Here is a 13,290-nt window from a genome sequence, read left to right on the forward strand (position 1 = left end):
TAAATATTTCTTTTAAAGACGTAAAGTTACGAATATTTGATTGCTTTAAGGTGAATTATTTTTAAATTTGCGTTTCAATAAAAACAGGAATGGACGAAAGTCAGGTTATAAAGGAGTCGTTGCGTGACGAGTTGAATCAATTCGACATTTATCTCTGGAAATCGCTGGAAAACAATAATTCCCGGATATCGGAGATTCTCCGGCATGCTTTTAAGGTTGACGGTAAACGGATAAGGCCGATGTTGGTTTTTCTGGTGGCAAAATGTTGCGGGGAGATAACGCCTGCCACGTACCACGGTGCTGTTACGGTGGAGTTGCTCCATATGGCGACGCTTATGCATGACGATGTGGTGGATGAGGCATCGACACGTCGCGGACAACCATCGTCAAATGCAGTTTTCGATAATAAACGTTCCGTTCTGGCAGGAGATTATGTGTTGTCATCGGCCCTGCGTGAGAGTGTTAAAACCAATAACCTGGAAATAATCGGGATCATTTCCGAACTTGGGCAAAACCTGGCGGAAGGAGAGCTTAATCAATACTCGTTGGTCAATGAGATAATTATTGATGAAGAAGAGTATTTTAAAGTAATTGACAAAAAAACAGCTTCCCTACTGTACGCTTGTGCAAAGATCGGTGCCATTACTGCAGGTGCAGACCGGGTAACGATAGATGAATTCGGAAAAGCGGGCCGTATATTGGGTATTGCTTTCCAGATCCGTGACGATATTTTCGATTATTACAAAGCCGATGTAGGTAAGCCTACCGGAAACGATATTCGGGAAGGCAAGATCACGCTTCCGTTAATCTATGCACTCAACCATGCGCCCCAAGCACTATCGGATGAAATGATGAAGATTATCCGTTCCTGTGATTTTTCGCCCGTAAACATCGAACTCTTGCTTGAATTTGCCAAAAGTAACGGAGGTATTGAATATGCCCAGAAAACCATAGACAATTTACTGGAAGAGGCTGAACAGATTATCGAAAATGTTTCGATCGACAACGAGTTTAAAATAATCTTAAACCTGTTGGTGATGTATTTGAAGAACCGGATGGTTTAACGTTGTTCCTTCACCGGGATACTTCCCAATAGTTTGATATCTTGTAAATTGGAGTAATCATAAAGATAAAATCCGTCGTCGCCGATCGTAAACAGGAATTTGTTCAGCGGAATTACGTCGTACGTTTCTATCTCTTTAAAGTGAGCTATCAGGTTGTTGTTGATATTCAACTTATCTGCTACATTAAATACCTTTAATCCATCATCGCACAGAAAAAGCGTATTATTATCGATCCCCAACCCGTAAGGCGCTTTCATATTATACGTAGCTATCAGGTTATTCATTTTGTAATCGTCGGATAGTTTTACCACATCGAGAACGTTTACGCTTAGGTTTGCGTTTCTGTTGCAGGTAACACCGGAGCGGAGGGTAATGTATGCATATCCGTCCTGCACCACTACGGGATCGCAGGTTGTTACATGCCAGAGCGAGCTTATTTGCCGTGGAGCCGATGGATTCACCAGCTCCAGAATAAGCATCCCGTTGGTTGTTCCCAAAAACATGTGATGGTCATACAGGAACATAGTTTCCACGTTCCATCCGATAGGTTGGGTAATTACTTTTACCGGATTGGACGCTTCCGAAACATTGAAGACGAATAGCTGGTACTGATCTACCGTATAAAGAAAGTTATCGTATAAGCCGAACCGGGCCATTGACCCGCCTTTGCCAAACGATGCGCTTGATATTCCTCCGACAGTGCCACCAAAGGCCGCATCCATGCTTAGATTTGAGTTTTTTCCATAGCTATCCCATCCGTAATAAATAGGGTATGTTATGTGCTCTTCCAGTTTATTGTGCTCTTTCTTTTGTTCCCAGGCAATAACAACGCCTTTATCTTTTTCCACATTGCCTATCCGCAGTTGATTGTCGGTGGGCGGAACCGCGTAAGGATAAACATCCTTCAACCGGTTTACTTCCTTGATTTTGCTTATATCCGAAACATCGATGGCTACCAGATCTACATAGCTGTCGGCATATAAAATATGGCCTTTTACGGCAATGTCTACACAGCCAGGAACCTCAACAAAAGATGTATTCTTCGGATTTGCCGGATTGGAAACATCGATCACGTGTATTCCTTTAAATTTCTCGACAATTAACAAGTAATTGTCTTTGAAATAAATTTTTCCGGGTTTTTCCAGTTCCCTGGCGGGCAAAGCCTTGACGGAGCTTCTTAAATCGGCATAACTCATATAAACCGGCACGTTGGCCATGTAATCTTCGGTGTATGTATCCATGCAGGAGCTGAGAGCCAACACCGAAATAAAACAAAAAAATATTTTTATATATTTCATAACAAGTTAGTTAAAGATAAGACCAAGTTTTAAAGAGAGCCGGTTGTAATCTACATTTAAGTTATACTCCTTTTCTTTGTTGCGGTAAGCCAGCCTGTGAAAACGATAACCGACAGAAAAAGTGAAATTTACATCCGACCGGGTTTGCCACATAATTCCGAGCGACGGATTAAGCAAAATTCCGCCTCTGGCCTTTAATTCCATATCGTAACTTACCTGCGGGCCCGGCCAAATGTAGTCTGTATGTGCCGGCATTACGTTTACAACTTTTGTCCGGGAACCTTCTATTGGCACCTGATATCCGGCCTGAAGCATTGCAAACGGGGCAGCACGGTTGTTGTTGAACCTGTAAATCCCGTTTATCGTTACCGGCAGGTATGTCTCTTTGTAAAACTCCACACCGGCTCCCAATCCGGCAGATAGTTTTTCAAGCAGCCTGTAATTTACTGTCGTATGGAAAATAAACGGCATTTTGTTCATGTTGTCCGGATTTCCGGGTAAAATCCCTAATTCACTAAAAATAAAGTAGCTTTTAGTTTGTGAAAATTCTTCCCCGGAGTCATTCGTTTCCCCTGTTCCCGGTTTTTTCTTGGTGATCCTCACCACTTCCGATGCATCCAGGACAACAGATTCGTGAAAGGTGACGATCCTTATCTTTCCAAAATCAGGAGAATAGATGTATTTTCCTTTGAGAATGCGGCCATCTTTCAATTCGATGTATCCTCTCTCAACTCTCGGATAAAGTGCTTCATTGACGGGTTGTGCTCCAGTATATTGCAACAGGCAGATAAACAGACAAAATAAGGTAATGCGTTTGTTCATACTATTAATTTATAAAATCCAGATAATCGAGCCGCTTGTCGTTATGTATAGGGTATAGATGAAAAAAATGGAAAAACGTTGCATCAAAATGTAAAAACAATTCGATTTTAACAATTAGGCCGGATATCCCAAAAAAAATATCACTCCTGCCTGGAGTGATATTTCTTAACCTACTTAAGGTAAATTGCCTTATTGAATATCAATCTGTTTTACCTTTGATACCTTCTCTTCTTCTTTAATTGTCGGTATATCTACTGTTAATACGCCGTTTTCCACTTTAGCAGCGATTTTCTCGTTCACTACATTATCGGGCAAAATCATTTTTCGGGTGAATTGCGTGTAAGAAAACTCGCGCCTCAGGTAAGTCCCTTTTTTGTCCTTTTCTTCCGATTCATTTTTCTTTTCAAAGCAGATAACCAGGTTGTTATCTTCATCTACACTTACGTTGCAATCTTCTTTGGTCATGCCGGGAGCAGCCACCTCAACGGTAAAGCCGTCTTCATTTTGCTGAATATTGATTGCCGGCACCGACTTGTTGTTGTTTGTAACCCATTCGTTTCCAAAAAAATCGTTGAAAACACTGGGCAGCCATGTGTTTGTTCGTCTAATAATTGTCATAATTCTATCCTTTCTTTTTAGTTGTTTATTCACTTTTTTATGTGCATCGCCAACGATACATCAAAAAAACTCCAAATTATGTGCCGATGGAATATTTGCGTCTTTTTGAGATGATTTACGACAAAATGGCTTGAAAAAAGATGATATTTGCTAAATGTCGAACTATATGCTGACAAAATGGCATTGTGTTGCCGAACTTTCACCCATATCAGGGTGCCAATATCTTGTACGTTTTTTGCCCATAATGCGCTTTCCCGAACCGGTCGGTTGCACGTACATAAATGGTATGTTCTCCGGGTTCCAGGTCCAGTTGAATCCCCCCGGCCCATAAATGTGTGCTGTTTACCGCATTCGAGGGACGCCGGCCGGGGAGGAGTTTTTCCGTAAAATCCCACTCAATAAGCTTTATCGTGTAATTCGGGTCAACAGCTTCGAGGTACCTCATTCGACGCCACTTTCCGTCATCGATTTTATATTCAACCGCGTCGTTTTTGCTTCCCATAAAAAAGTTTACTACCACCTGGGAGGTCGTTCTTCCGTTGTGGGGAACTACTTTGGGAGCATATATATTCATCTGATAATCAGGATTCCTTCCGGCTACTTTGTAATCTACGGTGTATTGGTTGCCTTTTATATGAAGGAAAGCGTATCCCTGTGGAGTACCGTCGCGCATGGTGGCGTCGGGCAATCCCCTTTCGTCCAGTTTACCCGAATACCAGTCGCCCGAAGTGGTGCCCACGTTATATTCATGCAACGGTTTTTTTCCCTGCCATCCGTCGATTTCGGTATATTCAATCTGATCCTGAAGATGTGTGTGAGCCGACATAATCAGTACGTTCTCAAAATCTTTAAGCAGGTCAAAAATACGTTGCCTGTCCTCTAACCGGTACGACCTGCCCGTGTTGTCTTTCATTTGAATGTGCTGCGACAACACCACCAGTTTGTTCTTGGGTACCCGCTTCAGGTTATTTTCCAAAAAACGGAGCTGATCCTCCCGGTAACCGGCCCAGTACCCTTTTCCGCCGCGGGGATCGGGATAAAGGATATTGTCAAGAATAACAAAATGGGCATCGCCGTAATTGAAGGCAAGGTTTGCCAGTCCGAAATTTTGCTGGAAAGTTTCATCCGACAGGATATCGGACGTGGCGTCGTAATTCATATCGTGATTGCCCATCACGTTGTACCAGGGCAGCTGAAGCCGTTTCATCCTTTCCTTGTAAACCGGTTGAAGATCGAGGTTGTCGCCGACAATATCGCCCAGGCTGATGCCAAACAACGTTTTCCCGGTCTTTTGCACATCGGCCACGATCTTCTGAGAGAAATAATCCAGGTCCTGAATGGAGTAGGGCTGGGGATCCCCAAAAACGACGGTTGTAAAATCGTTGGGTTCATCCTGTTTGTACAGTGCAAAATTTATTGAGCCGGGAAGTTCTCCGGTTGGCGGAACACCTTTGTACCGGAATGAACCGGGTGAGCCTTCCGGCTTATGGTGGTAATAATACCGAGGTATAAAATGCTCATCCACAGGAATTCCGTATCCGCTAGGCTTTATCACGAAAATCGTATTGTCGGTTCCCGCCGGAAGGGAGTAATGCCCTTTGTCGTTTGTAACGGTTACTTCGATTCCGTTGGAGACGGCAACATCAGGAATTCCCGCTTCACGACGGTCTTTCCTACCGTTTTTATTGGTGTCTTCAAACACATAGCCTGAAGCCATCTGCTGAGCATGAGCGGTAAAACTTGCCAGCAAGGCAAAAAGAAGTAAAATGTTCTTTCTCATTGTTGATATCTTTTGCTTGTTGAATTTTCTTACGTGTGCGTATAGCAGCTAAATGTCACTCATCAAGCTGTATACGTCAATGATAAATGCATGTTAATGCAGAATTACTTATACAGATTCAACAATAAACTTGAGGTAATGTTTCGGAATTAAGTGAAGAAAATGTGACGTTTTCCTCAAAAAAAAACGGGAACTGTTGTTATTCAACATTCCCGTTTTCGAATATATCTGACGGATCAATACTTCAATACCGATTTGATTTGAATATCGCCCGCGTTACCGAACGGCACCAGCGTGAATCCCCACTTGTAGTTTTGATTCGCCGGTATGGAATATTCGGGCAGCGGGCGTGCACCCCAGCTGTTGTATCCGGCTACGCCCTGTTGCTTCATATCCACGCAGACTTCCACAAAATTACGTGGAGTGATGTCATTGATGTGGGTGTGTCTGGGGCGCTTATTTTTAGCATCGGCATCGTCGCGTCCGGCAATTTCTTCGCTGCTGAAATTGTTCCATTGGTAGGGGCGTCGAGTAGCTTCTTCCGAATCGAAATCTTCCACTGAATTTTTCAGTGAGTTAAAGCCGATGGTTTCGTCGGCAACAACCATCAGTCCGTTTCCAGCACCCTTAAGAGCAACCCAGCGTGTATCGGTACGATGTCCGTTCTCCTGGGGACGGACGTATGGGAAATACATTTCATCAGCGGTGGTTTTATAGAGGCCTACTTTTGAGCCTGAGGCGCGGTCGATGTAATTTTCACCGGGCCCACGGCCGAAGTATTCTACCGCATTCATGGATGCGGGCAGGCGAAAGCGTACGCCAATACGTGGAACAACCAGTTCCGATGAGGCCTTGCGCGCTGCAGTGGCCTCGGGCGATGCGGTTGCCATAAGTGTTGCTTCCGATGCTTCAAGTTGGGCGGCCTGCATGTCAGTAGAATGGAACTCTACGTCTACTTTCACTACTCCCGATGGATGAACGGTATATTTAATCGTGTAAAGGTTGCCGGCGGCCAGCAGATAGGTTGTTTCAACCACGGCATTATTGCCCTGAGCGTATCCCTTGACGTCGGTTACGTTGAAGTTGCGGCTCGATTGTTTCCATACCTGGAGGCGGTGCGGATTTCCATTTCCAAAGTCATTGTCGTTGGGTGCACGCCAGAAGTTGGGTTGAATGCCGAAGCCCTTATCGAAATATTCCTGACCGTTTACCTTGTAGGATGTCACCGTTCCGCTTTTCTTATCAAAAACAAAGTTTACTGTAGGTGATTTGACAACAATGCTTTTTCCGGACGAAGTAATCTTCAATTCGGGTTTTTGTGACTTGTCGGTAAACGCTTGTTTGGGTAGCGTTATCGGTAATTTAAATTGCTCTACAGCCACGATGTGGTTGGCTGGAATAAGTTGGGTTGCGGTTTTCTGAACCACTTCGAAATTCAGGAAATATTCCATCCCCGGCCTTGCTTTTATTTGGCCAACCGGAACGGTTGCATGGGCGGCTTGTTGCGGTGCCAATGTTACCGGGAGGACACCTTCGGAAATTTGCTTTCCGTTTTCTGTAATGTTGTATTTAAACGTGTAATTGTCTGTATTGGAGAAGTATTGCCGGTTGATGATGTTGAAAATCCCTTTTGGTAGGTCAACGGCTTCAACGGCAAAGTTTTGATGGGTATATTTTACTTCGGCCATAGCGGGGTGGGGGGTACGGTCCGGATTTACAATACCGTTGCAGAGAAAATTTCCGTCGCTGGGCATATCCGTTCCGTAATCGCCGCCGTATGTATAGTAAACCCGGCCGTTTTCGTCGACAGCCTCCATACCCTGGTCGACCCAATCCCAGATGTACGCTCCTTGGAGGTTAGGGTACTTGTAGATGGCTTGCCACTGCAGATCGAGATTTCCACTTGAATTTCCCATGGCGTGCGAGTATTCCGAAGGTACAACAGGGCGATCGCTTCCTTTTTTCCCGACTTCTTCGAGCCACGCTGCGCTTGGATATTGCGGAACGTACATGTCGGTATTGTATTCCCAAAGTCCGCGCTCGTAGTTTACAGGACGGTTCATAAAATTGCGTTCCTGATCTTTCAGGTATTTATAGGTATGGAAGAAGTTGATTCCGTTACCGGCTTCGTTTCCAAGTGACCATATGGCTACCGAGGGATGGTTTTTATTCCGTTCAAACATGTTCACCGTTCTATCCCTATGCGCCTGTTCCCATTCGGGATGTTTGGCCAGCGATTCCTGGCCGTAATACATGCCGTGAGACTCGATGTTGGCCTCGTCGTAAACGTATAATCCGAATTCACTGCACAGTTCGTAGAAGCGGCGTGCTTGCGGGTAGTGCGACAAACGGACGGTGTTGATGTTGTTTTGTTTCATCAGTTCGAAATCCTTGCGCATCAATTCTTCGGGCACGTAATGCCCTGTTTTGGGGTTGGTTTCGTGGATGTTGACCCCTTTTAATTTGATGGGTTGCCCGTTCACCAGAAATAAGCGGTCGATTCTCTCACCGGTTTTTACGGCTTTGATTTCAAAACGGCGGAATCCGACGGAGTAGGGGACTACTTCTCCAGACTTCTCATCTTCTTTTCTTACGCTAATAAGAAGCTTGTAGAGGTTGGGGTGTTCCGATGTCCATGTGGCTACGTTGGGTAGTTGAGCTTCAAATTTTACGGTGTTTTCGCCTTGTCCTTGCACACTGACTGCCTGTGATCCGGAGGCTGCCGTCTTTCCAGCTGCATCCAGCAATTCGTAAAAGACTTCGGCATACGACACGCCGGGACTGTAGTTGCTAACGGTGGTTTCCAGTTCGAAGATGCCGTTTTGGTAACTGTCATCAAGCGTGGATTTCACGCGGAAATCGCGGAGTGAAGTCTTGGGTTGAGAACACAAAAACACATCGCGTTCAATACCGCTGATGCGCCAAAAGTCCTGGCATTCAAGGTAAGAGCCTGTTGACCAGCGGAATATTTTCAATACAAGGGAGTTCTTCCCCGGTTTCACGTATTTGCTTATCCTGAATTCGGCACTGGTTTTTGAATCTTCGCTATAACCAACTTCCTTTCCATTGATATATACGTAGACACCTGATTTGGCTCCGTCGATGCTCAGGAAAATCTCCCTATCTTTCCAGTCTTGGGGGATGTCAATTTCTCGGCGGTAAACCCCTACAGGATTTTTCTCGGGGAGATAAGGGGGTGCAAATTTAGGAAAACGTGTTTTGGGATCACGCTCTACAAATTCGTAGGGGTGATTGACATAGATAGGTGTACCAAAGCCCTGTAATTCCCAATTCCCCGGCACCTTTATCTCTTTCCAGCCGGAAAGTGAGACCACGGAGTCAGTCACATTTTCGGGCAGTTGTTTGTATCCCTCTACAAAGTAAAACTTCCACGTCCCATTGAGCGAAATGTAGTATTTGCTCTCTTCGAAACGGGAGTTCATCGCTTCCGGCTTGTTATCGAAAGTCATGAACTGCGTGCGCGGATATTCTTTGTTTACCTGCACTACATTTACATCTTGCCAGTACGGCGTTTTTCGCTGGGATGAGATCATTCTGCTCTCCTGAGCGTGTAGGGTTACGATTGTTGAAAGTCCAACCGTCAGCACCAATGATAAAAATTTGAATTTCATTATTTAATTTGTTATTGATTCTCTCTGGATTATTAATCCTCTTTTATTGCATTTAGCAAGTTATCGGACAGGCGGCTTGCACCGATACGGAAGAGGGTAGGGGAGCACCATTCTTCACCCAGAATTTCTTTTACAAGGGTATAATATTTTACCGCATCTTCTACAGAAGACACACCGCCGGAAACCTTAAATCCGGCTTTGTTCCCGGTTTTTTCGTAATAGGACTTAATGACGTTGCACATTACGTAGGCAGCTTCCGGAGAGGCGCCGGAATATCCCTTTCCCGTGGATGTTTTTAAGAAATCCGCACCTGAGTAGAGCGATAGGACGGAGGCCTTATGAATATTCTCTGCCGATTTCAAGGCTCCGGTTTCGAGAATGACCTTCAGAGTTGCCCCGTGGCACGCGTCCTTTATCTCCGTAAGTTCTTCACACATTTCCTCGTATTCCTTGTCCAGAAAAAGTCCAAGATTGATGACAGTGTCTATTTCGTCGGCTCCGTCTGCCACGGCAAGTGCAGTTTCCGCTATTTTCACTTCCGAAAAGGTTTGAGAGTTGGGGAACCCCCCCGATACACAGGCGATGTTGACATCAACGGTCAATGCTTCTTTTACGGTTTTGGCGAAGTTTGGATATACACAAATAGATGCAACATTCTGTAATTCAGGGTGTATGTCTTCAAAAGCGTTCACTTTCTCCGTGAATTTCCATACCTCTTCCCTGGAATCAGTAGAATTGAGTGTTGTAAGATCGATGCAGGAATAGATTTTCCGGTATACTTCCTGCGTATTGTTTCCGCTGAATCCATCAGCAATGATTTTGTTGATGGATTCTGTTATCTGAGTATCCGAAAGGGTAAACGGATATTTTTTTAGCGCATCGGTGTATTTGTTTGTAGTATTCATATTATCAATCGGTTGATGTTTATTTTTTATAATTTAGTATTTTTTTTGTGCCTGTTCTTGTCTCTTTTTGTTTTTTTCTCGATGTTTTTTTTCAAAGCATCCGTTAAATCTACTCCGGTTTGATTGGCCAGGCATAGCAATACCCACAATACATCCGCCATCTCATCGGCAAGGTTTTTCTCCATATCGGACTCTTTAAACGATTGTTCACCGTACTTACGTGCCATAATTCGCGCCAATTCCCCCACTTCTTCGGTGAGAATGGCCAAATTGGTAAGTTCGCTGAAATAACGAACCCCGTAGGTCTTGATCCACTTGTCTACTAGTTGTTGTGCTTCCTGAATGGTCATCTTATTCTCTCATTTTCGAATCTATCCAAATGGTCACGGGACCGTCGTTAATAAGCTGAACCTGCATATCCGCACCAAATTCGCCGGTTTGCACCGGTTTTCCCAGCATTTCCGACAATGTTATGCAAAATTGTCTGTACAGCGGTATGGACACATCGGGCTTGGCAGCACGAATATAGGAAGGACGATTCCCTTTCTTTGTGCTTGCGAGAAGGGTAAACTGGGAGACCACTAAAATTTCCCCATCGGTTTCTAAGATCGATTTGTTCATCACACCGTTTTCATCGTCAAATATACGTAAATAAATGGTCTTTTTACACATAAAATCGATATCTTCTTTTGTATCGGATTCTTCTATTCCTACCAGGAGCAGCAGTCCTTTTTTAATGGAGCTCTTTTTTCGGTTGTTAATCGTTACCAATGCTTCAGATACTCGTTGAATCAATAAACGCATAGGTCAAGTAAATATCTTATTTTTCTTTAAAAAAATCGGTAATGAGTTTTCCTTTACTTTTTCCGACAACTGAAGCAATTTCTTCTTCTCGGGCTTCTTTTATACGCTTCACGCTTTTAAAGTGTGAAAGAAGTTTCTTTTTGGTCTCTTTTCCGACTCCTTTTATTTGATCCAGTTCGGAAGTCACTTGCGATTTACTTCTTCTGTTTCGGTGATGGGTAATACCGAAACGGTGAGCTTCGTCGCGAAGTTGCTGAATGAGTTTTAGTGTTTCAGAATTTTTGTCAATGTAGAGTGGGACGGAGTCTTCAGGAAAATAAATTTCTTCCAACCGCTTCGCAATTCCAATAATGGCGATCTTGCCGTAAAGTCCAATTTTCTGAAGCGATTCTGTTGCAGCGTGGAGTTGCCCTTTACCGCCGTCAATTACAATGAGTTGAGGCAAAGAATGACCTTCGTTAACTGCACGAGAATAGCGTCTGTGAATAATTTCGGCCATCGAGGCGTAATCATCGGGCCCTACGACGGTCTTAATGTTGAAATGGCGGTAATCTTTTTTCGATGGCTTTGCTTTTTTGAAAACCACGCATGCTGCCACGGGATTTGTGCCTTGAATGTTTGAATTGTCAAAACATTCGATGTGCCACGGCATCTCTTTCAGGTGCAGATCTTTCTGAACCGTCTTTAAAATTCGTGTGGTTCGCTGTTCCGGATTCAGCATCTCTGACTTTTTCAGTTTGTCTACTTTAAACTGCTTGACGTTCTTCTCGGAAAGGTCCAGGAGTTTTCGCTTGTCTCCCCGCAGAGGGACGATAAATTCAACTCCGGAAAGAATAAGATCAGGAATGAAGGGGACCATGATCTCTTTTGATTCACTGCCGAAGCGTTGACGCATTTCCACAATTCCTAACCCCAACAGTTCTTCGGGTGTCTCATCCAGTTTTTTCTTGTATTCAAAAGTGTACGCCTGGATTATACCGCCATTCACCACGTGGAGATAGTTGATGTAAGCAGTATTTTCGTCTTCTGCAAATCCATAGACATCCAAGTTATAATGAACATTGCTTATCACTTGCGATTTCTCCCTGAAATTCCGGATCAGCAGAAGCTTCTCTTTGAGCCGCTGTGCTTCTTCAAAACGGAGCTCATCGGAGTAGTGCTGCATTTCAATCGTTATTTGCTTTTCGATAAGGGAGATGTTTCCTTTCAGAATTTCGGTAATCTCTGCAATGTTTTTGTTGTAATTTTCCAGCGATTGATATCCAACGCAGGGAGCATCGCATCGTTTAATGTGGTATTCGAGGCAAACCTTGAATTTGCCCGCGGAGATGTTTTCGGGAGTTAAATTGAGCCTGCAGGTTCTTACTTTGTAAATTTTTCGAAAAACTTCAATCAGGGTGTCGACCGCAGCAACGGAGGTGTACGGGCCAAAGTATTTTGAGCCATCCTTTACGATATTTCTTGTTTTAAAAACCCGTGGGAAAAATTCGTTTTTAATAACTATGGAAGGGTAGGATTTATCGTCCTTTAGCATCACGTTGTATCGTGGCTTCAGTTCCTTGATAAGGTTGTTCTCGAGAAGAAATGTATCTTCTTCCGTATTGACCACGATGTATTTTATCTGTCGGATATTCCGGACGAGGATGCGGGTTTTGGGGTTTTCCTGGTGTTTATTGAAATACGAGGATACTCTTTTCTTCAGGTTCTTGGCTTTGCCCACATAGATTATTCTGCCTTTTTCGTCTAAAAATTGGTAGCAGCCCGGCCCCTGAGGAAGTATTCTTAGTGTATCCCGTATCTCTTGTGTCATATTTCAAATCTCAGAATCGTATCCAATTCCACCTCATCGGGGAACAGGGAGCGTCCGTGGAGTGCTTCCAGTTCTATCAGAAAATTGATGTAAATTTTCTTAACTTCCATTTTTTTCACCAGTTTATGGGCAGCTACCATTGTCCCTCCGGTAGCCAACAAATCGTCGTGAATCAAAACAACGTCCTCTTTTGTTAGTGCATCTTCGTGAATTTGGATGGTGTCTTCTCCATACTCCTTGGTATACTTTTCTTCGATAACCTTGTAAGGAAGTTTACCCGGTTTACGAATGGGAACAAATCCTGCGTTTAACCGTACTGCCAATTGAGGCCCCATGAAAAAACCCCTGGATTCAATACCTACCACCTTGGTAATGCCTTTTTTTTTATACCTTTCGTAAAGAATGTCGGACAATTCTCTTAAATGCGATGGCGACTGGAACAGCGTAGTGATGTCCTTGAATTGTATTCCTTTAATGGGAAAGTCAGGGATGTTCCTGACAGCAGCGGTTAATGTTTCGATACTCATTTCTGTATAATTATAAATGTGTGTATAATT

Annotated in this window: 11 protein-coding genes; 1 reads left to right on the forward strand and 10 read right to left on the reverse strand. The window is 43.9% G+C overall.

The window, feature by feature from the left end:
- Positions 1-89 precede the first annotated feature (89 nt).
- Entirely contained in the window at positions 90-1,064 is a 975-nt protein-coding gene (locus KCV26_04945; protein ID WZX37726.1) for a polyprenyl synthetase family protein, read from the forward strand.
- Here the strand turns inward: KCV26_04945 and KCV26_04950 are convergent.
- The 10 genes from KCV26_04950 to KCV26_04995 all read right to left on the reverse strand — a co-directional run bounded on the left by KCV26_04950 (position 1,061) and on the right by KCV26_04995 (position 13,260).
- Complete coding sequence (locus KCV26_04950; GenBank protein WZX37727.1) at positions 1,061-2,362, reverse strand: hypothetical protein; 1,302 nt, start codon at positions 2,360-2,362, stop codon at positions 1,061-1,063. The genes KCV26_04945 and KCV26_04950 overlap by 4 nt on opposite strands.
- A gap of 6 nt (positions 2,363-2,368) precedes the next feature.
- Positions 2,369-3,184: a hypothetical protein gene (locus KCV26_04955; protein WZX37728.1), complete on the reverse strand. Its 816-nt coding sequence runs from the start codon at positions 3,182-3,184 to the stop codon at positions 2,369-2,371.
- A 189-nt stretch (positions 3,185-3,373) separates the two neighbouring features.
- Positions 3,374-3,802 carry an Hsp20/alpha crystallin family protein gene (locus KCV26_04960; protein ID WZX37729.1) on the reverse strand — a complete coding sequence of 143 codons (429 nt, stop codon included), beginning with the start codon at positions 3,800-3,802 and terminating at the stop codon, positions 3,374-3,376.
- A 208-nt stretch (positions 3,803-4,010) separates the two neighbouring features.
- Positions 4,011-5,582, reverse strand: coding sequence for a calcineurin-like phosphoesterase C-terminal domain-containing protein (locus KCV26_04965; protein WZX37730.1), 1,572 nt, complete (start codon positions 5,580-5,582; stop codon positions 4,011-4,013).
- A 236-nt stretch (positions 5,583-5,818) separates the two neighbouring features.
- Positions 5,819-9,214, reverse strand: a complete 3,396-nt coding sequence (locus tag KCV26_04970) for a DUF4981 domain-containing protein (protein ID WZX37731.1) — start codon at positions 9,212-9,214, stop codon at positions 5,819-5,821.
- A 32-nt stretch (positions 9,215-9,246) separates the two neighbouring features.
- Positions 9,247-10,119, reverse strand: a complete 873-nt coding sequence (deoC, locus tag KCV26_04975) for a deoxyribose-phosphate aldolase (protein ID WZX37732.1) — start codon at positions 10,117-10,119, stop codon at positions 9,247-9,249.
- Between the two features lie 26 nt (positions 10,120-10,145).
- A complete protein-coding gene (locus tag KCV26_04980) occupies positions 10,146-10,469 on the reverse strand; it encodes a nucleotide pyrophosphohydrolase (protein ID WZX37733.1) in 324 nt (107 codons plus the stop codon).
- Position 10,470: 1 nt separating this feature from the next.
- Positions 10,471-10,923, reverse strand: a complete 453-nt coding sequence (gene dtd / locus KCV26_04985; GenBank protein WZX37734.1) for a D-tyrosyl-tRNA(Tyr) deacylase — start codon at positions 10,921-10,923, stop codon at positions 10,471-10,473.
- 16 nt (positions 10,924-10,939) lie between these two features.
- Positions 10,940-12,733: an excinuclease ABC subunit UvrC gene (uvrC, locus tag KCV26_04990; protein ID WZX37735.1), complete on the reverse strand. Its 1,794-nt coding sequence runs from the start codon at positions 12,731-12,733 to the stop codon at positions 10,940-10,942.
- Positions 12,730-13,260, reverse strand: a complete 531-nt coding sequence (locus KCV26_04995) for an adenine phosphoribosyltransferase (protein WZX37736.1) — start codon at positions 13,258-13,260, stop codon at positions 12,730-12,732. Before KCV26_04995 ends, uvrC begins: the two co-directional genes overlap by 4 nt.
- Between the last annotated feature and the right edge of the window lie 30 nt (positions 13,261-13,290).

It is taken from the genome of Petrimonas sulfuriphila (assembly GCA_038561985.1).
GTDB lineage: Bacteria > Bacteroidota > Bacteroidia > Bacteroidales > Dysgonomonadaceae > Petrimonas > Petrimonas sulfuriphila.